This is a genomic window from Parabacteroides sp. Marseille-P3160, assembly GCF_900162725.1.
Classification (GTDB): Bacteria; Bacteroidota; Bacteroidia; order Bacteroidales; family Tannerellaceae; genus Marseille-P3160.
In genome coordinates, this window is the sequence record NZ_LT799418.1 from 1,105,707 (window position 1) to 1,129,847 (window position 24,141).

Sequence of the window (24,141 nt, forward strand, 5' to 3'; positions counted from 1 at the left end):
GAATTATTCATCAGAAGGCTTGATATCTTTCACCATCAATTGGATGGTCGTATTGCCATTATATGTATTCTCTTCGATCGTGTAGCAAAGGTCGAACGGCTTCATCTCTTTTATATAGTTGTTGTGCTGGTGCATTCCGAAAGCGATGGCATGGATCGGGCTGTAAGAGCCGCTGTCGATGAGTTCCAGTTTCAGATGTTCCAGGTCTTTTCCGACCAGTTTGCTGGTGCCATAATCCTGTACCTGTCGGGAGCAGAAGATCGGTTTTTCGTTTTCCGGCCCGAAAGGATTCATCTTCTTAAGCTCACTGACAAATTTACTATTGATCTCTTTCAGGTTGATGACGGCGTCGATATCGAGCTGTGGAGTCATTTGTTCCGGAATGATCTCCTTGGCTGCCAGATCCATGAACCGTTTGGTGAATGCCTCCAGGTTCTCTTCTTTCATGGACAGGCCGGCAGCGTAGGTATGCCCTCCGAAATTCTCCAGCAAGTCGCGGCAGCTTTCGATCGCCTTATAGATGTCGAAGCCGCTCACCGAACGAGCCGACCCGGTGATCAGGTTGTTCGATTTAGTCAGCACCAATGCCGGGCGGAAATATTTTTCCGTCAGCCGTGAGGCGACAATGCCGATGACTCCCTTATGCCAATTAGGGTTATAGACGACCATGGCTTTCCGGTCTTCCATGTTCTTGAACTCGTCGATGATAGCATTGGCTTCGTCCGTAATGCGTTTGTCCAGTTCCCGACGTTCGTCATTGTATTGGTTAATATTTTCGCTTTTCTCCCGCGCCTCGTCCACATCCTTGGCCAAGAGTAAGTCTACTGCCTCTTTTCCGTTCATCATCCGTCCCGAAGCGTTGATCCGGGGCCCGATCTTAAAGACAATATCGCTGATGGTAATCTCTTTACCCGACAGGCCGCAGATATTGATAATCCCTTTTAGTCCCAAGCTCGGATTGCTGTTTAGTTGCTTCAGCCCGTAATAGGCCAGTATCCGGTTTTCGCCGGTAATAGGGACAATGTCCGAGGCGATGCTGACGGCAGTCAGCTCCAACAGCTTCTCTAACGACGAGAAAGGGATGCTATTGCTTTCGGCAAAGGCCTGCATGAATTTAAAACCTACGCCGCAACCCGAGAGATGTTCGTAGGGATAGATCGAATCACTCCGTTTCGCATCCAATACCGCAATGGCCTCGGGCAGTGTTTCATCCGGCATGTGATGGTCGCAGATAATGAAATCGATTCCTTTCTGTTTGGCATAATTAATTTTGTCGATTGCCTTAATGCCGCAATCCAAGGCGATGATAAGCGTTATTCCACTTTCCTGGGCATAGTCGATTCCTTTAAAGGAGATACCATACCCCTCGTCATACCGATCCGGAATATAATATTCCAGTGTGGATGAATAAGGACGCAAAAATCTGTAAACCAATGAAACGGCAGTAGTGCCGTCCACGTCGTAATCCCCGTACACGAGAATTTTTTCCTTGTTGCCCAGTGCCTTGTTCAACCGTTTTACCGCCGCTTTCATATCCGGCATCAGGAAAGGGTCGTGTAAATCACTTAAACTGGGTTTAAAGTATTTCTTTGCCTCTTCGGGCGTAGTAATCCCACGTTGGACAAGTAGCCTGCATATCACCGGGTTAAGTCCCAGTTCTGCTTCCAGCTCTTTTTGCTTATGTATTTCTTCGTTTGTAGGGGTTCGAAAGTTCCATCTGGTTGTCATTTATATATATTATTATTTTATTTCTTTCCTCTCTCGTTGTTACCCAGACAGATTTTCAGGTATCTATTTTGGGTAATCTATTGAAATGTAAAATTAGAAATTTAAAATGGATATTTTGTTGCGTGTGGATGAAAACGTTCTTTTTTAACCTGAATTATTTTTAGGGAAAAAGAAGGAAATCTTTAAATGTTATTTGATCTATTTGTTCTTTTTAATGAGTAACAGCATTATAGCATTTATAAATGGCATTTGAGTGTTAAAGAAATATGATAAGATGTTATAATAATATTTCTATTTAAAGGGCAAATTATTGTCGGAAATCCTGTAAAAATTCATAACTGTGAACGGATGCAATCATAACTATGAATGTGCGCATTCATAGTTATGATTGTGTTCGTTCAGTACTATCATTTTTTTTCAGTTGATAAGCGACTAGAATAGATTTCAATATTCCAATAAGAAACGATAATAAGAAGAATAGAAAGGGGGAGGATCATTGAATTTGGATCGCTTTCTTTTTCTCTGTTTGCAAATGATTTGTACATTTGTACAAACATGTGTGAAAGGAACTGTATGGAAGATGAAATCAAAAAGGCCTGTGAAGTCATGCAGGCAGGCGGGATTATTCTATACCCTACCGATACAATCTGGGGAATCGGGTGTGATGCAACGAATGAAGAAGCGGTGAAGAAAGTTTATGCTTTGAAGCAACGGGCAGACCATAAGGCGATGCTGGTGTTAACGGATAGCTTTGTAAAAGTGGAACGATATGTAAATGATATGCCGGAAATTGCATGGGATTTAGCGGAAGTCGCGGATCGTCCGTTGACTATAATTTACTCTGGAGCCCGAAATCTGGCGCCTTCTTTATTGGGTGAAGACGGTAGTGTGGGAATCCGTGTGACGCAGGAAACTTTTTCCCGCCGGTTGTGCGAACGCTTCCGCAAACCGATCGTTTCCACTTCTGCCAATATCAGCGGGCAGCCCTCGCCGGCCCTTTTCAAAGAAATTTCGGAAGAGATAAAGGCAGGTGTGGATTATATTGTCAATTACCGCCGGGACGACACTCAAAAAGCGAAACCCTCAGGTATTATTAAACTCGGACCCGGAGGCGAAGTTAAAGTAATCAGAGAATAATGAACAGGAAGAAGCAGATCGCAATCTATGTCGTGACGGACTTTCTGACGGCATCTCTGGCGTGGCTTTTACTCAATGTACTGCGTTATAATGAAGTGGCCGTCCATGAAGGATTTTCTTCTTTAGACCGCTACCTTCTTTCCGGCCAGGTACTGAAGGGGCAGATCTTCATTCCTTTCTTTTGGCTTATCTTATATTATTTTTCAGGTTATTACAACAAGCCTTTCGGCAAATCGCGACTGGGGGAATTCTTTTCTACTTTCGTGACGATTACGATCGGTGTTCTCTTTGTTTTTTTTGTTATCATATTAAATGATTTGCCCCATTCCTTCCATATTTATTACCAGCTTTTCTTTTTTCTTTTCCTGCTGCAATTCGTTCTGACCTACGTGGGGAGGAGTAGCATTACTTTTAGCGGCTTACGTAAGATAAGGCAGCGGAAGTGGGCGATGAAGGTGTTGATTATCGGCATCGGGAAAAATGCCAAAAAGCTTTCGGAAGATTTATATCGTTTGGGTTATGAGATCGTCGGTTTTGTACGGGAAAAGGATGATGCGCCGTTAAAAGTAGATCCGGTGAAGGTGCTCGGCCAGCTTTCCGATTTGCCGAGATTGATGGAGGAACAGACGGTTGATGAAATCATTCTGGCTAATGGGGGAGCCCTGAACGGACATACCTTATCCATCCTTTATTCGCTTTATGTATACAAACGTCCGATCAAGGTGATGAGCGAAAAGAACAATTTACTCTCCCGTGTGAAGGTTAAAACGCTCCAGGATGTTCCTCTGATCGATGTAACCGAAAATAATTTTTCTTCCGCTGAAAAAAACATCAAGTTTTTTATCGATAAGCTGGTTGCTATTTTTGTTTTGCTGTTTTTTTCTCCGGTATACGCCTATATCGCCTGGCGGGTGCGCCGGAATTCTCCCGGGCCTATTATATTCAGGCAAGAGCGGATTGGCTATATGGGGTCTCCTTTTACCATGTACAAGTTCCGGACGATGTATATCCATTCGGATGAAGGAGAACCTCATTTGACGAAGGAGGAAGATACGAGAGTAACTCCTTTCGGCCGGATATTGCGTAAATACCGTCTGGATGAATTACCCCAGTTCTGGAATGTATTGAAAGGGGATATGTCTTTAGTCGGGCCGCGTCCCGAGCAACGTTTTTTTATCGATAAAATCGTGAAGAAAGCTCCCTATTATTACCTGCTACACAATGTCCGTCCCGGCATTACTTCCTGGGGGATGGTAAAGTACGGCTATGCGGAGACGGTGGATCAGATGATCGAACGTTTGGATTATGACATTTTGTATTATGAAAATATGTCATTAGCTTTGGATCTGACAATATTAATCTATACCATCCGAACCGTACTTACGGGCAAAGGTATATAATATATGTGTAAAATGGATTGGTTTTATCGGTTCTTGCAATGGCGGGAAGAACATGTAAAAGAGAAAACGTTTATTTTAGTAATCAGTTTTTTCGTGGGGATTTTTACGGCCGCTTCCGCTATCCTTCTGAAGTTCCTGATTCATACGATTCAACATTTGCTAATGGGTAACCTTGCCCTGACGGGAGCCAATTATATGCTATTGGTTTTCCCTATCATCGGGATTTTGCTCTCCGGACTTTTTGTCAAATACATCGTACGGGAGGATATCGGGCATGGGGTGACCAAGATATTATATGCCATCTCCCAAAGGAAAAGCCGGATTAAAGCGCATAATATGTTTACCTCCGTCATCGCCAGTTCCCTTACGATCGGCTTCGGTGGTTCGGTGGGGGCCGAATCTCCGATTGTGCTGACAGGCGCCGCTATCGGTTCGAATCTGGGGCGCTTATTCCGGATGGAGCAGAAGACTTTGATGCTGCTCGTCGGCTGTGGAGCGGCAGGCGCGATCGCCGGTATCTTCAAGGCACCGATTGCCGGGTTGGTATTCGTTATAGAAGTGCTGATGCTGGATCTGACAATGACTTCGGTTTTACCTCTGCTGATTTCCTCGGTGACGGCGGCTACGGTATCTTATATTTTTACCGGAACGGAAGCGATGTTCAAATTTTCGCAGACCGAAATCTTCGAAATCGAACGCATTCCCTACGTGATTCTGCTGGGTATTTTCTGCGGTTTGCTTTCACTCTATTTTACGCGGACCATGAATTGGATCGAGGGGATATTCCGGAAATTGGAAACCTATTGGAAGAGATTCTTTGCCGGCTCCATTCTTTTGAGCGTATTGATCTTCCTTCTTCCTCCTCTTTACGGCGAAGGATATGATACGATCGGTTATTTGCTGGACGGGCAGTTCCGGTATCTGACAGACCGGAGTTTCTTTTATGGTTCGGGTAACGGGAGCCTGGGGCTGGTTTCGATCCTGGTTCTGATTCTGCTAACCAAAGTTTTTGCTTCCAGCGCAACCAACGGAGGAGGCGGTTGCGGCGGATTATTCGCTCCCAGTTTGTTTCTGGGATGTATCGCCGGATTCCTGTTTTCGCATGTCTCCAACGAATTGGGATTCACAGTTTATGTGTCGGAGAAAAACTTTGCCCTATTGGGAATGGCCGGAGTTATGGCCGGAATCATGCATGCGCCATTGACGGGAGTCTTCCTGATTGCCGAACTGACAGGGGGGTATGAGCTGTTTCTGCCCCTGATAATTGTATCTATCGGTTCCTACCTGACGATTCTCGCGTTCGAACCCCATAGCATTTACTCTATGCGTCTGGCCCAGAAAGGGGAGTTGCTGACGCACCATAAGGATAGGGCCGTATTGACGTTGTTAAAGCTGGATAAGGTCATCGAGAAAGACTTTCTGACGGTTACTCCCGGCATGGACTTGGGAGAAGTGGTGAAAGTCATTGCCCAAAGCCAGCGGAATATGTTCCCGGTAATAGACCAGAAAGGAAAATTGGTCGGGCTGGTGATGTTGGATAATATACGTAATATCATGTTCCGTCCCGATCTGTACCGCAGGTTGCAGGTGTCGAAATTTATGGTCTCTTCACCGGCGAAAATTACGGTCGACATGCCGATGGAACAGATTATGCGTATCTTTGACGATACGAAAGCCTGGAACCTCCCGGTCGTTGATGGGGAAGGCCGCTATATAGGCTTCGTTTCCAAGTCTAAAATATTTAATGCGTACCGCGATGTATTGGTCGCCAATTTTTCGGAGGAATAAGAAATGAAAAAGGAAGATTTACGAATCATATTTATGGGCACCCCGGAGTTTGCCGTAGAGAGTCTCCGGCGATTGACAGAGGAAGGGTATCAGGTGGTAGGAGTCGTCACGATGCCGGACAAACCGGTCGGACGCCATGGGAATGTCTTGCAATCCAGTCCGGTAAAGGAATTTGCCCTGTCCCAAAATCTCCCGGTTCTCCAGCCGGAGAAGTTGAAGGAGGAACATTTCCTGGCTGAACTGGATTCCTTGAAGGCCGATTTGCAGATTGTCGTCGCTTTCCGTATGCTTCCCGAAGTAGTATGGAATATGCCCCGGTTCGGGACGTTCAACCTGCACGCCTCGCTCTTGCCACAATACCGGGGAGCCGCTCCGATTAACTGGGCGATCATCAATGGTGAGAAGGAGACGGGGGTAACTACCTTTTTTCTTACCCATGAAATCGATACCGGACGGATCATCCGCCAACAGCGCCTTCCCATTTCGGAAAAAGACGATGCCGGAACGATACACGATTCACTGATGACACTCGGCGCCGGATTGGTGATCGAGACGGTCGACATGTTATTGGAAAACGACGGACGGGTGGATGCCATTCCACAGGAAACGCTTCTCCCGGCAGCCGGGGAATTGCGGCTGGCCCCAAAGATATTCAAGGAGACCTGCCGCATCCAATGGAACCGGCCGCTAAAGGACCTCTATAATTTTATCCGGGGGCTTTCTCCTTATCCTGCCGCCTGGTGTGAAATGGTAGGTACGGACGGAAGTCGACAAACGTTGAAGATTTATGACACGAAGAAGCAAGTGGCCGTCCATCCCTATCCGGCCGGAAGCCTGCAGAGCGACGGGAAGACGTATATCGATGTGGTCGTACCGGACGGTTACCTCCGGATTCTCTCTTTGCAACTTGCCGGGAAGAAACGTTTGTGTACCAAGGATTTTTTAAACGGATTTAAAAATATAACCGATTATAAATTCGAATGATCCGGCAGATTAAACGCACAACTTATATAACACTCGGTTCCCTTTTCCTGGTACTCGGAGGGATAGGGCTCTTTATGCCTATCCTTCCTACGACTCCTTTCTGGTTACTTACCTGCTGGTTTTATCTCCGCAGTTCCGAGAAACTGTACCGGAAGGTGATGCAGAATAAATACTTCGGCGGCTACATGAAAGGATTTATGGAAGAAAAGGCACTGACGCTACAGGCAAAAGTGGTTTCCCTTGTTGTCATGTGGACATCGGCCATCCTGACTTCGATCTACCTGATCAAAAACTATTGGATTGTGGCAGGGCTCCTGGTGATTACCGTCTGTGTCACCTTCTATATCCTGTCTTACCGTACAAAAAAAACATAAACGGATGGATATCCTCTTGATTATTTTAGGAGCAATCTGTTTGCTTGTCGGACTGGCCGGAAGTATTCTTCCCGCTTTGCCCGGACCTCCATTATCGTATGCGGGCCTGCTGTTATTGCATTTCACTCACCGGGTACAGTTCTCTGCCGGAGAGTTGATTGTGTACGGGATTGTGGTTTTGCTGACACTGGTGCTGGATTATCTGATACCTGTCTGGGGCGTGAAGCTCTGGAAAGGAACTGCTTGGGGTAGCTGGGGATGCTTGATCGGGACGTTGGGCGGCCTTTTTATTTTCCCGCCCTGGGGTATTCTCATGGGACCGCTTGTAGGCGCCATTATAGGAGAATTGATAGGAGGGAAGGGCATGGCCTCCTCGCTAAGAGCCGGCTTCGGAGCGTTTGCCGGCTTCTTGCTTAGCACCGTGCTTAAAGTGGGCGTTTGCCTTTGGTTCATTTTCTGTTTTATCCGCGCCTTGCTGTAAAATAAAAGCCTCTTGTCAATATGAAAATTTATGTATTATTATAGATGGCGTCGGGCGACCTGCCGGTCGTCTGTCTTAACCGGCCTTTTCCAATAATAAGGAGAGGGAAAATCTATTAGTGACAGTCATGTGAGAATGTTTTTTACATTTCTAATGGATATTTTGGGATAATTTAGCTGTTATTTATCGTTCTGTCGGATTATTGCTTATATTTGTACCATATTGGTGATTAAAACGACTTTTTTACAACAACGAGAAACTGAAATAAATGAAACGGATATTTCCCTTTTTAATAGGATATCTTTTATTTGTCTTTGCCTGTTCTGATAAAACAGAGAAAAGCCCGGTTGATCCGGAGTTACGGGCGATTGCCGACAGCATGCAGCAGAAGTACCTTCCCGACAGACGGGTCGATGTCTTTGATGTGGAGATCGACGAAGTTGACGGCAAGCCGGTATTGCGAGGGGCGACGACTTTGCCGGAGGCGCATGACGAATTGCTTGCTTTGGCGCGGAAAGAACGCCCGGAAGTGTTGGACAGCATTCTCCTTTTACCGGACACCGCTTTGCAAGGAAGAACCTACGGGGTGATCAATCTGTCGGTTGCCGATATGCGGGTGAAAAGCGGATTTGCTTCCGAGATGGCGACACAGGCTTTGCTGGGGACGCCGGTACGGGTGCTGCAGAAAGGACGCTGGTATCGCCTTCAGACGCCGGATCGTTATATCTCCTGGGCGGAGTCAAGCACTTTCCAGCCTATGACAAAAGAGGAGTTCAACGAATGGATTGTCGCACCAAAGATCGTTTATACGGATTATTATGGATTCAGCTATCAGAAACCGGATGAGAAAAGCCAGACGGTGTCGGATCTGGTCTACGGGAATATCTTGCGCCTGGAAGGCGAAGAAAAAGGCTTTTATAAAGTTGCCTATCCCGACGGACGGCAGGCTTTTGTTCCGAAATCACGGGTGCTGAAAATGGAAAAATGGTTGACCTCGAATCCGTTGACCGGCGAGAGCCTGGTGAAAAAAGCATTCACGCTGATGGGAATTCCTTATTCATGGGGAGGAACATCGGTAAAACAATTGGATTGCAGCGGATTGACTAAGACTGTCTTCTTTATGCATGGAGTGATCCTGATGCGGGATGCTTCGCAACAGGTACATACTGGTGAGCCGGTGGATATTAGTGCGGGTTATGATAATTTGCAGGCGGGCGATCTGATGTTTTTCGGTAAAAAGACGGAAGACGGCAAAGAAAAGATCCGGCATGTCGGTTTTTATATCGGGAATAAGGAGTTTATCCATGAAGCCGGACGCGTAAAAGTAAGTAGCCTTGATTCGACGAAAACAAATTATGATGAATATAATACCCGCGAATTTATCCGTGCGGCCCGTTTTATCCATGCGGTAGGGACGCCGGGAATATGGTCGGTCGCCGATCATCCGTGGTATAAAGTACAACCGTAAATAGAATGTAAACCGGGAAGTTCTCCGGGTCTTCCCTAAAAAAGAATAGATATGTCACAGAACAGAAGACAGTTTTTAAGTTCGTTTGCATTAGCAACATTAGGGGCAGGGTTTGCTTCGCAACCTACGATGCTTTCCGCTCAAAACGGGAAGAAATCCGTTTCTGCCGGGAGCAAGATTAAATTGACTTTTAAACCGTATGACTTACAGTTACGCCATGTGTTTACCATTTCCAACTTTTCGCGTACGACGACTCCGGTCATATTGACCCAGATCTCATACGACGGAGTGACCGGATACGGCGAGGCCTCCATGCCTCCTTATCTGGGAGAGACGCAGGCCTCGGTACTGGAGTTTCTGAAAAAGGTTAACCTGGAGCAATTCTCCAATCCTTTCGAATTGGACGACATCCTTACCTATGTAGATTCCATCGCTGAGAACAATACGGCAGCGAAAGCCTCCGTCGATATCGCTCTGCACGATCTGGTCGGCAAACTGATGGGAAAACCCTGGCATGCCATCTGGGGACTCAATAAAGAAAAAGCTCCCGCCACCACCTTCACCATCGGAATCGACACGGATGAGGTGGTCAAGCAGAAAACGCGCGAGGCCGCCCCTTATACGATCTTAAAGGTGAAATTAGGGCGCGACACGGATAAACAAATGATACAGGCCATCCGTTCGGTAACCGACAAACCGATTGCCGTGGATGCCAATCAGGGCTGGAAAGACAAGCATCAGGCATTGGACATGATTTTCTGGCTGAAAGAGCAGGGAATCGTAATGGTGGAACAGCCGATGCCCAAGTATAATCTGGATGATGCTGCTTGGGTGACGGAGCAGAGTCCGCTGCCTATTTTTGCCGATGAATCCTTCCAGCGCCTTCCCGATGTCCTTCGTTTGAAAGGAGCTTTTACGGGAGTCAATATCAAGTTGATGAAATGTACCGGGCTGCGTGAAGCCTGGAAAATACTGACTGTTGCGCGGGCCGCCAACATGAAAGTGATGGTCGGTTGCATGACGGAAACCTCTTGCGCCATTTCCGCGGCAGCTCAGCTGTCCCCGGCAATCGATTGGGCGGACCTGGATGGAAACTTATTGATAAGCAATGATATTTTTTCCGGTGTTGAGGTCGTGAACGGTAAATTGACCCTAAATGATCGTCCGGGCATCGGAATCATTCCAAAATAATTGCAGGAATGTTTTTTTCTGACTATTTTTACCCCAATACTATTATATACTATTATTAAGTAAGACAGAGACGTGATAATATTAGCAGAAAGTGATTCAAGCCGTACTGAATGGTGTTTGATAGACGAAGAAGGCGTTCAGGAGCGTATCGTGACAGATGGGATTAATCCATACTTCCAATCAAGGAAAGAGATCAGTCATATCATCCGTTTACAACTTCCCGTGGCTTTTTTCAAATCCAAGGCTTCCAGTATTTATTATTATGGTGCCGGATGTTCCTCCGATGCCAAGAAGAATATTGTAAAGGCTTCGCTGGAATCCCAGTTGCGTACACCTTCTAACGTGGAGAGTGATTTACTGGCTGCCGCCCGCGGATTGTTTAAGGATGAGGCCGGGATAGCCTGCATTATCGATACCGGTTCGAACTCCTGTTTTTATGACGGGACGGAAATAAAGATGAATGTTCCCCCGCTGGGTTATATTTTAGGAGATGAAGGAAGCGGCGCCGCATTGGGAAAAAGTTTCCTTTCGGATTGCCTGAAAGGAATCGCTCCCGAAGACTTGACGAAAGAATTCTATGTGAAGTATGGTATTGATCCGGATGATATCCTTGATTATATTTATACCAAGTCGTCTCCGAACAAAATGCTGTCGATCTTATCTCTTTTCTTGGCTGAACATTTGACGGATCCGTATGTTTCAAAGCTCATTGAGACAAATCAAATATCTTTCTTCGAGCGGAATATACTGCAATATAATTATCGCAGTTATCCGGTGCGCTTTGTCGGTAAAATAGCCATGGTTTACGGCGCTTCCCTTCGTAAGGTAGCCCATAAGTATGGCATTCAGATCGATGCGATCGAAGAAAACCCCGTCGATGGCCTGATCGAATACCACCGGAGGTCGGAGTAGCTTCTCCCTTCCTTCTCACTTATCTTATCGGCCAACATTGGTAATGATTTAATTTTTTACCGGACTATTTTCTTTTTAAAGTTTCGCAGAGTCTATTTTGTTTGAGCTTGCGAAAGTCTAACTGCATTGTTTCCGGATGGCTCCCATTTCGAATTATCCATTGTTTTGGAAGAAACATCTATTTATTTTTATCAAAAAGTCGAGTGGTTTTGTTAAAAAATACCCTTATGGCGTTAGAATAATTTGTTTTTCTGATTTGTTTGCGTTTGTTCCTTAAGACGATTACTATTCTGTTTGAGTTAGTTATATTAGAGGGCGTTGAAACGTTCTTTTATAAAAAAAAGCAATAAAATATAAATATATATTCCTATTTTTATTCTTCTTTGATTTTATTTTGTATATTTTTGTCCTGAGTGTTGAATTTGTTAATCTGAATCGAACCATGTTAACCTGTATGTTAGGTTTTCCAACTCTGATGAAATAACTATAAGTTTGATTATAAGCTATTTTTTAAGGCTGAATTGGTAAGAATAAGAACTCTCATCACAGAAACCATCAAATTCCTTGTTATGGCTAAATTGTAAAAAATATTAAAACAATGAATTTAATGCGTAATATCTCTTTTGTTATAAATAAATTGTTTATAATTGCAAAAGATTTCAAATAGAGCTGTTTCTGGATCATTATGATTCTATTACTTCTCATGCCATGTCAATATGGTACATTGTTGCTGATGGTTTGTGTGCTTTTTCTTAACTAAATTAAAATAATATGAATTCATTTAAGACACTCCTTAATGTGCTATCAATAGGACTTTTGTCCTTGGCTACGCCGTGTATGAAAATTCTCGCCGGCCCGATCGGGCTAGGCAATCCTCTTGAAGTTCAACAAACGAGAAAAGTTGAAGAGACAGTAACAGCTAAAACAGCGAACCCTTAATTGGAGTCAGTGTGACTGTAAAAGGAACGGCTACCGAAATAGTAACAGATATGGACAGAAGGTATGCAGAACTGGAAAAATAAAACGAATCATCTAATTAAAAACAGAAAAGGCCTATGGAATACCTACATGTTGAGCTTTGTATCCCCCCAATCGGAAAGCGGATCATTTCCGCGGAAAGTAAGTTTACTCATATGTTTAAAAAAATTAATAACTCGATCAATGAATGAAAATCAAAAAAGTTGGAAGACTTGCCGCAGCAAATATCTCATTGCTGCGGCAATCGGCGCACTGTTCGTGGGCAGTGGCGACATAATGGCCAGCCAAACGATGTCAGGCAGTTCTCACACAGTATTGGAGCAACAGCAAGTAAAAAGAATCTCGGGAAAAGTGGTGGACGCAAGCGGAGAGCCTGTTATTGGTGCGAGCGTATTGGTAAAAGGTACCAGCACAGGCACCATGACGGATGTGAACGGTTCATTCATACTGAACGCACAATCCGGCAACACACTGGTCGTCTCGTTCGTGGGATATACCACCCAAGAAGTGAAAGTAGATATTGCAAACACTTATGTTGTGACCTTGCGAGAAGATGCTCAGGCATTAAGCGAAGTGGTAGTCACGGCAATGGGTATCAAGAAAGACAGGAAAGCTTTGGGATATGCCGTGCAAGATGTGAAAGCAGAGGAACTGATGAAGAACAAGAATGTCAATATCATCAACTCTCTTTCCGGTAAGATCGCCGGTGTGAATGTGACTCAATCATCAGGAGCCGCCGGTAGCGGTTCGCAGATTATTCTTCGTGGTGGAACTTCTGCCAGCGAAGGCCGCGACAACCAGCCTTTGTTTGTGGTGGACGGGGTTATTTATGACAACTCTTCCACTGTCGTCGGAAACTCCGCTTTTGATGGCGCCGGCGCGTCTTCTTCAATCACGTCCAACCGTGTAATGGATATCAACCCGGAAGATGTCGAGAGCATGTCGGTACTGAAAGGTCCTGCGGCTGCCGCGCTTTACGGTTCCCGTGCTTCTGCCGGTGTGATATTGGTTACCACGAAGAAAGGTAAAGAAGGTGCCGTAGAAGTGAATTTATCTACCAAGTACATTTCTTCTTGGGCAAAATCATTACCTGAGGTGCAAACCAAGTACAAGAGAGGTTTTATGGAAGACCAATACGATAGCAATGGTAATTACACAGGTACATCCTTCAATGACTTCTCCTATAATTCATGGGGGACAAAGATGACCACAAGCGACCTTATTTATGACAATATCGATAATTTCTATCAAGGAAGCGGCATTCTGGATACGAACCTGAGCGTATCGGGGGGTACACAGAACAGCAGCTTCTATTTATCCGGTTCTTTCTATGATCAGGATGGTATCATACCGACTACGGGCTATACCAAAACCACTTTACGCTTCAATGGTGAGCAGAAATACAAAATTTTCACTTTTGGGGCAAACGCCGCTTATTCACAGGCTCGTACGCAAAAGACGCTGACTTCGGCCGCCCTTTATAATTCACAGGGTACGGGCGCTCTTTATGCTGTGAACAATTGGTCGCCGAGCGATGACATGACTCATTATTTGAATGAAGACGGCACGCGTTACCGTATGTTCGGCGATCGCCTTGAGCCCTCCGCCGAGCGTGAGAATCCTTACTGGATTTTAAACAAGAATAAACTTTATGACGCTACGGAACGCTTCACCGGTACCTTTAATGTAAAGGCAGACCTCACGAAGTGGTGGTGGATAGCCTATCGTATGGGCGTTGACTCTTATACGACCGACAACGCCACCCGTATTGCCGCCAATGGAGCGATTAAGGAGGTTTGGAAAAACGGTATGATGAGCGATAATACGCTGCGCTTCCAATACCTTTCTACCAACTTGATGACGAACTTCAATCAGAAATTCGGTGATTTTGACCTCAATTTGATGTTGGGCACATCTACCGACTATACAAAGACGAATACGGATTATAAGATGGCGTGGAATTTCCAAGTGCCGAATTTCTATTCGACCGATAATGTGAAAAGTACCGACCGCAACTTTAAGTCAATACTTTCCAGGAAACGTTTGGTCGGTGTATTTGGTGAGTTCCGTGCAGACTGGAAGAATACGGTATTTTTTACGGTGACCGGACGTAATGACTGGACTTCCACTCTTCCATTGGCCGACCGTTCTTACTTCTATCCGTCTTTCAGTGGTAGCGTTGTGTTCACCGAATTTTTACCTAAAATGGACTGGTTGAACTTTGGTAAGATACGTGCATCCTATGCAAGGGTAGGTAAGGATACCGGCGCTTATGAAACCAACACAAGCTTATGGCCTGTGGGAACTTACATTGGCGACAAGGTAGGCGTGGGTAACACCTGGACACGTGGTAATCCTTATTTGAAGCCGGAAATAACCAAGTCCACCGAGATCGGTTTGGAAATGCGTTTCTTCGATAATCGTTTGAATTTGGACTATGCTTACTATACCAATGATTCATATAACCAGATCCTTTCTCCGCGCGGTCCGCAATCTACCGGTTATATTTTTACTTCCATCAATGCAGGTAATGTATATAACAAGGGTATGGAACTCTCTATTAGCGGTACGCCTGTTAAAAACAAAAACTTAATATGGGAAACAGGCATCAATATCGCCGGTAACCGCGGTACGATGGACGGACTTCCCGAAGGTATGGACGTAATGTATGTAACCGATGTCCAGTTTGGTAACGCAAAGGCCGCTTCTTTCTCGGGCGGTGACTTCATGGCCATTGCCGGTACAAAATGGACCCGTACGGATGATGGTAAAATCATCCTTGACAAGAATGGTATGCCTACTTCCGACAAAAACACTTATCAGATAGGTAACCGTGAATCCAAGTTTACCGGTGGCTGGAACAATACATTGACCTATAAGAGTTGGACATTGAATGTGTTATGGGAATTTCGTAAGGGTGGTCATGTTTACAATGGCACGAAGTATGATATGACCAACGCCGGTACCAGCAAGTTCTCAGGCGATGTGCGCGACCATCTTGTAATCAATGGTGTAGAGAAGGTTGGCGATGAATATGTAGATCGTTCTTATGAGTGGAATGCCGACCAGACGTATGTATTCAACGGTGTAACCATGAGCGGCGCCAATATTATAAAGAATTATTATACAAGCTATTACACTCTTGAAAGCGCCAACTATATGACGGATGTCAATGCTCTCCGTTTGCGTACTGTCTCCCTGTCGTATGATGTACCTAAAGTGCTCCTGAACAAATTGAAGGTTATCAAGCGTGCCGTGTTTAATGTTTCGGCGAACAATGTGTTGCTCTTTACGAACTATGATGGCGATCCTGAAGTAGCTGCAGCCGGCTCCGGACGTGGCGGTTCTTCTTCAGTAGGTTTCGATTACCATGGTGTTCCGTCTACTTCAAGTATGGCATTGGGCCTTAACTTGACATTCTAATTTTATTGTAGAATAACTAAAATCCAAATTTATGAAAGTAGTTAAATCAATTATATTAAGTTTTGCCGGTTTAGTTTCTTTCGCGTCTTGTACGGATTGGCTCGACATCAATGTCGATCCCAATACCCCGACGGCGGAAAGCGCGACAATAGAGACTCGGTTGGCGCATATCGAATTTTATATGAACAGCGCTTACCAGTTTGCCGGTATGCGCAGCTACATGGCAATGGGCGATATGACAATGAATAGCCGCACCAGTACTTATGGCGGCATGTCGCAGTGGCTTCCGGTAAATGCTATCAACACTACCCCGTATCAATGGTTCTTGGTCGGTGCTGGTCCCAATCTCCAAGATTTGTACGACAAAGCCATGGCGCAAGGCGCTTATCACTACGCCGGCGCTTCCCGCTTGATCCATGCCTATGGCTATATGTTAATGACCGACCTCTATGGTGAAATGCCTTATACCGAGGGCTTGGGCAAAGAAGCTCTTCCCAAGTATGATAATGGGAAAACCATTTTCTTAGGTTGCCTGAACGAAATAGACGAGGCTATCGAACTTTTCCAGAAAACACAGGAAACATCTGTATCGGCTCTTTCGGTGGGTGATTCCTGGAATAACGGTGATGTCAACAAATGGCTGAAGATGGCCTATCTTTTCAAAGCCCGCTGGATCAATCACCTGAGTAAAAAAGGAGCAGGCAGCTATAAGGAAGGGAAGTGGGATGCCAATGAAATCCTGGCTTGTTTGGCCAAAGCTCATGCTGGTATCGACGACAATACTGTATACAACCACACGGATGACAATGGTCCTACGCACGATGTTCTGAATTGGGATGAGCCGGTTGACTACGCTCCTTTATTTTCTGTCCTGGGTATGAATTCCAATTATTTTGTAACCCGGATGTTGGTTGATAACTTTACCAATTTTGCAAATTCCGGCGTAGAAGACCCTCGTGCCGACAAGGTGATTCCTTGGGCTTATTCTGAGCAAGGTGCCGGTTCTCCCGCAGGTTTGAAATGGAACGGTAACTGGCGCCGCTCTGCCGGAATTGATATGAACACATTGATCCGTTTGGAGAAAGCTCCTTATGCCTCTTCTTTTTCTGACGCAAACGGTTGGTACATTGATCCGGCAGCCGGTGCCGAACGTCTGGGTGATACCATTTACGTCCACATGAAGAGCAGTGCCAAGGGTTACTTCAGCAATAAGGACTTATTGGCCCGCCAACTTGCTTCGGACGACCGTTCGGCTACTTCCGGAGGCTTCTATATCCGTCCTTCTTCTCCGACTTATATCGCTACCTATCATGAGGCTTGTTTCATCAAGGCCGAAGTCTTGTTCAAGCAAGGTAATTCTGCCGAGGCTTTCGAGGCTTACAAAGAGGGCATCAAGGCGAATATCCAAGCCATGAACCTGAAACTGAATACTTGGTGTTCAGAAGATGACGGTCTGAAAAAATGTCCTTCTTTCACTCCGATGGAACAGGCGGATATTGACAACTATCTTGCTAACGGAATCGGTACAGCCGCTAATCTTACTTTGGCAAAGATTATGACCCAGAAGAGAATGGCGATGTTATTTTCCGTTGAAATCTTCAATGATATGCGTCGTTATGATTACAGGGAGGATGTATTCTTGAATTGGCATATTCCGGCTGAGTATTACGTAAATGTCGATGCCCAGAAGGCGATACCTCTTGGCAAGCATTTCCGCCGCTGGCGTCAATGCTCTCATGAGACCAACTACAATAAAGACAATCTGCAGGCTATCGGTTATGAAGTTCCGGGCGCTAATATGGAAAACGGAACACTTTGGAACCTGGATGACGCGGTCTGGTCGGTTAATGTATGGTGGGATACGGCGGAATAAGAACTTATAAAAGAGAGGGAAGTCCTGTGGAAAATCATGAGTCTGTCTAGAAAGCACTGTGCCGCTTTGAAAATCCAGTGCACTCGATAAATTGATCCAGTGCACTCATTTATGAAATCCAGTATACTGAATTATAAAATTCAGTGCACTGGATTTTTCAGTACATGTCACTTTTGACATACCCTCTCTTTTAACCGCTTATCCATTAAAAAATCAGTTAACTGCAGGCAATCGGTTAACTGTTTTTTTGCCTTCAGTTGACTGAATTTATGCCATGGCGGGGCGGATGAAAAGAAAAGCATCCCGACAGAGTTGAATTTGCAATGCCAATAATTGATATGCGTACTTCGGAACTGATTAATCCTGGCAAAACTTGTTGAATTTGGCGAAGCGACCGAATGGAGTCCTGTCGGAATTGATGAGATGGCATGATTTGTTCATAAATACGGAATGTGCATGTGAATAAATAATAATAAACACTAAATCGGAAATCTTTATTTGTATTTGTTGTGTTTAATTTATATATATTTGTTGTGTTTGCTTAGGGCGTTAACCTGTACCTGGTTCTTCTTAGTAAATAGTAATTGTGTTGTTGAACACTACTATTAAATGTTTATATTGAAAAACGACAACTCTCGACAATCGAATTGTCTAATTTTATTTTTAAATCCTAATTGTAAAAATAAATAAATTAGTGAGCTTATTTCATAAATTGTTATTTTGTTTCAGTTATAATGCTTATACTTGCATAATAGTTTGACAAATGAATTAATTATGGTTATTGTGATCTTGTTTTAGATTTATTTCTATCGAATTGATTTTTCTAATTGTTTATCTTGTTAGTTATGGTATTTAAGTTGTTTAATAAAAAAGGAATGAATATGAGAAACCAAAAAAAGTCTATGTTTTCCTATGATGAGAGTATGTAGATTCTATTTTAGTATTTGTATTTAATGGAAAATTCCATTAGAATATCTTGGCTGAAGGTATTTCAAAGTCGGCAACAATAGATAAATGCTATATTTTGTTGGGACATAGATCTATATAGTTAAGATAATACTTAGTAAGAAGTTTAATCACGGTAATTTGTCTAAAAGATAGGCGATTATTGAATGTGGGATTAAACGAATGCAGATTAATTCTTTATAAAAAATTAAACCGATTTTATGTATTTAATTATGCAAAAAAGTAAATTGCTATCAGACGGTCTCTTGTACCTTTTCTCGACTTTCCTTTTGACATTTGTCGGGAACAAATTGTATGCGAGTGAAAATTTGAGTTCGAACCCGGCCATCATGCAACAGGTAAGAGCGGTAACCGGTGTCGTAACAGACACAAATGGAGAAACGGTCATAGGAGTGAGTGTGGTCGTTAAGGGAACATCCAATGGGACAATGACAAATACCAGAGGAGAGTACACAATGCAGGTCGGCGGGCAGAATCCGGTTTTGTCTTTTTCATGCATAGGCTATAAGACACAGGAAGTTCCGGCTGACAGAAATGTGATTAATATTATCCTTGAACTTGATCAGCAACAAATACAAGAAGTTGTAGTGGTTGGATATGGCGTTCAAAAGAAAGAAAACTTGACAGGGGCGGTCTCAACAATCGATGTTTCAAAGGCTATTGACAGTAAGCCGTTGATCGATATTCAGAAAGCTTTGCAAGGGATAACTCCCGGATTGACAATTACCTATAAAAACGGAAACCTGGGAGCGGGCCCAACCATGAGATTGCGTGGCGCCGGGACAATTATTGATGGTGTAGCAAGTGGGAGCCCGATGATTTTAGTAGATGGGGTTGAGACCGATCTTTCCTTTGTAAATCCGGAAGATGTTGCTAATATTTCCGTATTGAAGGATGCTGCAGCTTCTTCTATCTATGGAGCAAGGGCTGCTTTCGGAGTAATTCTCATTACTACAAAATCAGGGAAAAGTTCGGAGAAGGTGACCTTTAGCTATAGTAATAATTTTGCGTATAGCAAGCCTTCCATCTTAACGGAATTTGCTGATCCGTTAGACGAATTACCCGTGATGATTGATGCAGGCCTCAGATCTAACGGACAGATTGGAGAATCATTTGGAATGTTTCATGATAAACTGCTAACCGGAATTAAAAGATGGAAAGAAAATTATGCCTCAAGCCGTAACAGCAAGAATAAAGAAATGATTTACGGAGAAGATTGGGAAATCATTGATGGCCGGGCTTATACTTACAGGGTTTGGGAACCACATAAAGAAATGCTGAGAGATTGGACTCCTCAAATGAATCATAATTTGTCTGCCCAAGGGAACTTCGGGGAGAAATCTAATTTTTTGATATCCTTGGGTTATACCGAACAAAGTGGTTTTATGCGCATTAATACCGACAAACTGAAACGTTATAATGCGAACTTTAATTTGACAACCCAATTAGCATCATGGTTGACTTCTAATGTCGGTTATATGTTTAGCCGGAAAAATCATAAGGAACCCTTCAATTATTATAATGCAGGAAGTGGCACGAATGTGAGTGAGTATAATGGATATTTCGGTTATTATATGCGTTGGGGTAAATATTTCCCTTATGGAACGTATGACGGATATTATTTCCGCCATGCTCCGGGGTATATGAGCCAAGCTAATTTGAATGACAATACACAGGACTTCATGCGATTAAGCGCAGATCTGACTGCTCGGATAACAAAAGACCTGACCTTCAAAATGGAATATCGTTTTACTACGGAAAACAATGATTTGCATATAAATGGGCATCCGATAGAAGTCTTGGATTTTTGGTCGGGAGGTTGGGATCCCAATAATATTATAGGAACGGCCCTATCTCAGGTCGGTACAGGAGGCGGATCCACTTCGGACAAGATTGCACATAGCAATTCGAAACGGGAAAACCATCTGTTCAATGCGTATGCCACCTATACGAAATCGTTTGATGATAGCCATAACCTGAAAGTTATGGGAGGAACAAATATCGAGAAAAATGATTTCCAACGAACTTATTCCGAAAGAAGAGGAGTAATGGATCCTTCGATGACTGATATTAACCTGACTACCGGGGACCAATTTGTTACATCTTCATGGAATATGCTGAAGCCAACCCATACTCAATATGCAATAGCCGGATTTTTTGCAAGAGTAAACTATGACTATATGGGCAAATATTTACTTGAATTGAACGGACGTTATGATGGATCTTCCAGTTTCCCCCAACATCAACTCTGGGGCTTTTTCCCGTCCGCTTCAGTTGGATATCGTATTTCTGAAGAGTCTTTTATGGAACCTGTAAAAAGTGTAATCAATGATTTGAAGATAAGAGGTTCCATCGGTTCTATCGGTAACCAAAAAGTGAAAGATAACGCGTTCAGAAGTATGATGAATACAGCTTCAGCTAACTGGATACTTGGTAGTGCTCTGGCTCCTACAGTTGGTACTCCCGGAATTGTGGATTCAGATATATCATGGGAAACGATTTTAACTTATGATGTGGGATTGGATGTACGTTTCTTAAATAATATATTCGGATTAACGGCAGACTGGTATCAACGTTATAATAAAGATATGTTGGCAATCGGAATGGAAATACCGAAGGCGGTAGGGACTGATGCCCCATTTACAAATGCCGGAGAAATGAAAACTACGGGTTATGAATTAAGTTTGGATGCTAACATCCCGATAAATAAAAACATTAATTTATATGCCGTCGCTACATTATCCGACTATCAAACTGAAATTACGAAATGGGATAATCCAAATAAAACCTTAGGAGCGTTATATGAAGGGATGAAATTGGGAGAAATCTGGGGATTTGAAACCGACCGGTTGTTTCAGGAAGGTGACTTTACGAAAGACGCTTCCGGTAAGTATGTTTTAAACTCAGGCATTGCCAGCCAGGCCGGGTTAATCAGTGGAAACTTCACTTATGGTCCCGGAGATATAAAGTATAAAGATTTAGATAAAAGTGGAACGATTGATGCCGGAGAACTTACGGTAAACAATCCAGGAGATTTGAAGGTGATTGGAAATACTACACCTCGGTATGAATACAGTTTTCGTATAGGCGGTACTTTTTATGGCTTCGATGCCGATGTGTTTTTTCAAGGAATCGGGAAACGCGATTATTGGGCAAATTCTGATTTGATTCTGCCATTATACAATCGTACGGATGCTCTTTATGCACAACAATTAGATTTCTGGTCAGAGGATAATTTGAATGCTTATTTCCCCCGGCCGGCTATCGGACATGCGACCAATATCATTGGACGAGGAGTAAACGGTTCTAACAACTTTATTACTCAATCCAGGTATTTATTGGATATGTCTTACCTGAGGCTTAAAAATGTGACCATAGGATATACCTTGCCACAGCCACTAACTAAAAGAATTGGCTTAAATAAGGTACGCGTATATTTTAGCGGGCAAAATCTGGCAGAGTTTAAAAGCGACAGACTGCCGGTAGACCCTGAAATTAATGAGATCGAAGCGGCATGGGGGCGGACATATCCCTACCCCAGAACTTATTCGATGGGGTTGCAACTTAATTTCTAAATTATAAAATAGAGTAGTTATGAAAAGTAGAAATAAATATTTTCGAACATTGTTGTTTGCAGGCGTACTTTTTGCGGCTTCTTCCTGTGACGATTTTTTAGATAGACAGCCATTGTCTGATTTTACCGATAATAATTTTTGGTCGAGCGAGGCTAATCTTAAAACTTATGCTTGGGGTTTTTATGATGAATTTCTTGGTTATGGGAATGGAGTAGGGACAACGGCGGAGTTTTATTTTTTATGGACGGGTTCTACAAGTAATGTTGTTAATATCACGGATGATTTGGCGAATGCGAATTTCCTTCGTTATACAGTCAATGCTACTGTGTCGAATACATATTGGTCCGATCGAAGCACAATCATTCGTCGAGCGAATAAGATGTTGGAGAAATTGCCTGAAGTACCGGGACTAAGCCAGTCTGCCAGGAATCATTATGAGGGGGTTGCACGTTTCTTTAGAGCTTATTCCTATTTTCGTTTGGTACAGCGTTTTGGAAACGTTCCATATTATGATTACACTGTTGGTTCGGTCGCCAATGATGAGGTTATTTACGTTCCTTATACCGAAAGGGGAAAGGTAATCGATAATGTGTTAGCCGATTTGACGGAGGCTGTTGCAAAATTGAATGCCAACAGCAAGGATAATACGGTAAACAAGGATGTTGCTTTGGCATTGAAATCACGTGTAGCCTTATATGAAGGCACTTATCGTAAGTATCATAAGTTAGGAGATGGAAGTACATATCTTACTGCGGCAAAAGAGGCGGCAAACCAGTTAATGTCTTCCGGCACTTATAGTATTGGAACTACTCCCGCATCATTTAAAGCAAATTATAATTCGGAAGATTTGGCATCCAATAAGGAGATGATCCTATATAAATCGTATAAAACCGGATTATTGGCTCATTCGGTTCAGGCATTTACAAATACATCTTCTATTGGCAACGGAATGACAAAGTGGGCCATCGAAAGTTATACGACTTTAAACGGTTTGCCCATTGAACAAAGCGGGAATTCCCAGTATTTGGGGGATAAATCGCTTGAAAATGTCCTTGCAAATAGAGATCCTCGTCTATTAGCAACAATAGACAGTGAAGGAATCAGTTATGCCGGGATTACAAACTCCATTTCGAGATCAAGGACATCATCTTCGGGATACGTGGTAAATTTATATTATAACAGTGCTTCTCAAAACATAACAACTACAGGGCAGAATACGATTGATGCACCTGTATTTACTTATCCTGAAGTCTTGTTGAATTATGCTGAGGCTTGTGCCGAATTAGGATCTATCACTCAGTCCGATTTGGATAAGTCTGTCAATTTGCTTAGAGCAAGGGTGGGATTACCGAAATTAACTTACCTTAGTGATGACAATGTCCAAGTAGATGGAGTCACAATTAATGATCCGAAACGGACAACCGCCTTAGAGAATGTATCCGGGATTGTTCCTTCCATTATCTGGGAAGTACGCAGGGAAAGGCGGGCAGAGTTGATGACTTGGTCCATTATCCGGGCTTATGATTTGATGCGGTGGCATAAAGGAGAATATACGGATACAAATAAAAATCCGGATGTTGCCTTGGGAGCTTATGTCGGAACTGTTCCGGCAGGAGAAAAGATTGTCTTAAACGATAAGGGATATTTAATAATGTATAATAGCAATACTCTTAGCAGAGAGTTTGTAGATCCTAAAAATTATTTGAATCCGATACCAACGAATGAGATACAACTTTATAAAACTCACGGTGTTGATGTTTTGAATAATCCTGGCTGGTAATTTATGAGATGGGTTGTCTGTCGGATTTTAATGATTCCGACAGACTCTCTTTAGAAAAAAGAGGATAAGATTTATAATCTTGT

The 24,141-nt window shown here is 43.5% G+C and carries 14 protein-coding genes; 13 read left to right on the forward strand and 1 reads right to left on the reverse strand.

Annotated features, from left to right (window positions below):
• Positions 1-3: 3 nt before the first annotated feature.
• A complete protein-coding gene (gene recJ, locus BQ8014_RS04385; protein WP_080903298.1) occupies positions 4-1,728 on the reverse strand; it encodes a single-stranded-DNA-specific exonuclease RecJ in 1,725 nt (574 codons plus the stop codon).
• Positions 1,729-2,301: 573 nt separating this feature from the next.
• Here recJ and BQ8014_RS04390 point away from each other — a divergent pair.
• From BQ8014_RS04390 to BQ8014_RS04450, 13 genes are all read left to right on the forward strand, one after another.
• Complete coding sequence (locus BQ8014_RS04390) at positions 2,302-2,865, forward strand: L-threonylcarbamoyladenylate synthase (RefSeq protein ID WP_080903299.1); 564 nt, start codon at positions 2,302-2,304, stop codon at positions 2,863-2,865.
• Positions 2,865-4,265 carry a sugar transferase gene (locus tag BQ8014_RS04395; protein ID WP_080903300.1) on the forward strand — a complete coding sequence of 467 codons (1,401 nt, stop codon included), beginning with the start codon at positions 2,865-2,867 and terminating at the stop codon, positions 4,263-4,265. Before BQ8014_RS04390 ends, BQ8014_RS04395 begins: the two co-directional genes overlap by 1 nt.
• Before the next feature lie 3 nt (positions 4,266-4,268).
• Entirely contained in the window at positions 4,269-6,053 is a 1,785-nt protein-coding gene (locus BQ8014_RS04400; RefSeq protein ID WP_080903301.1) for a chloride channel protein, read from the forward strand.
• A gap of 3 nt (positions 6,054-6,056) precedes the next feature.
• Positions 6,057-7,037 carry a methionyl-tRNA formyltransferase gene (fmt, locus tag BQ8014_RS04405; protein ID WP_080903302.1) on the forward strand — a complete coding sequence of 327 codons (981 nt, stop codon included), beginning with the start codon at positions 6,057-6,059 and terminating at the stop codon, positions 7,035-7,037.
• Positions 7,034-7,411 carry a YbaN family protein gene (locus BQ8014_RS04410; RefSeq protein ID WP_080903303.1) on the forward strand — a complete coding sequence of 126 codons (378 nt, stop codon included), beginning with the start codon at positions 7,034-7,036 and terminating at the stop codon, positions 7,409-7,411. Before fmt ends, BQ8014_RS04410 begins: the two co-directional genes overlap by 4 nt.
• Before the next feature lie 4 nt (positions 7,412-7,415).
• Positions 7,416-7,892 (forward strand): DUF456 domain-containing protein, encoded by a 477-nt coding sequence (locus tag BQ8014_RS04415; protein ID WP_080903304.1) that lies wholly within the window; start codon positions 7,416-7,418, stop codon positions 7,890-7,892.
• Between the two features lie 268 nt (positions 7,893-8,160).
• The gene (locus BQ8014_RS04420) at positions 8,161-9,360 is read left to right on the forward strand and encodes a C40 family peptidase (protein WP_080903305.1); all 1,200 of its coding nucleotides are present in this window, start codon (positions 8,161-8,163) and stop codon (positions 9,358-9,360) included.
• A gap of 51 nt (positions 9,361-9,411) precedes the next feature.
• Positions 9,412-10,551 carry a dipeptide epimerase gene (locus tag BQ8014_RS04425; RefSeq protein ID WP_080903306.1) on the forward strand — a complete coding sequence of 380 codons (1,140 nt, stop codon included), beginning with the start codon at positions 9,412-9,414 and terminating at the stop codon, positions 10,549-10,551.
• Between the two features lie 72 nt (positions 10,552-10,623).
• Positions 10,624-11,463 carry a hypothetical protein gene (locus BQ8014_RS04430; RefSeq protein ID WP_080903307.1) on the forward strand — a complete coding sequence of 280 codons (840 nt, stop codon included), beginning with the start codon at positions 10,624-10,626 and terminating at the stop codon, positions 11,461-11,463.
• Positions 11,464-12,624: 1,161 nt separating this feature from the next.
• Positions 12,625-15,864 (forward strand): SusC/RagA family TonB-linked outer membrane protein, encoded by a 3,240-nt coding sequence (locus BQ8014_RS04435; protein ID WP_369808781.1) that lies wholly within the window; start codon positions 12,625-12,627, stop codon positions 15,862-15,864.
• Between the two features lie 31 nt (positions 15,865-15,895).
• Positions 15,896-17,737: a SusD/RagB family nutrient-binding outer membrane lipoprotein gene (locus tag BQ8014_RS04440; protein ID WP_080903308.1), complete on the forward strand. Its 1,842-nt coding sequence runs from the start codon at positions 15,896-15,898 to the stop codon at positions 17,735-17,737.
• Between the two features lie 1,178 nt (positions 17,738-18,915).
• A complete protein-coding gene (locus BQ8014_RS04445) occupies positions 18,916-22,278 on the forward strand; it encodes a SusC/RagA family TonB-linked outer membrane protein (protein WP_200814342.1) in 3,363 nt (1,120 codons plus the stop codon).
• Positions 22,279-22,297: 19 nt separating this feature from the next.
• Complete coding sequence (locus BQ8014_RS04450; RefSeq protein WP_080903309.1) at positions 22,298-24,058, forward strand: RagB/SusD family nutrient uptake outer membrane protein; 1,761 nt, start codon at positions 22,298-22,300, stop codon at positions 24,056-24,058.
• Positions 24,059-24,141: the final 83 nt, after the last annotated feature.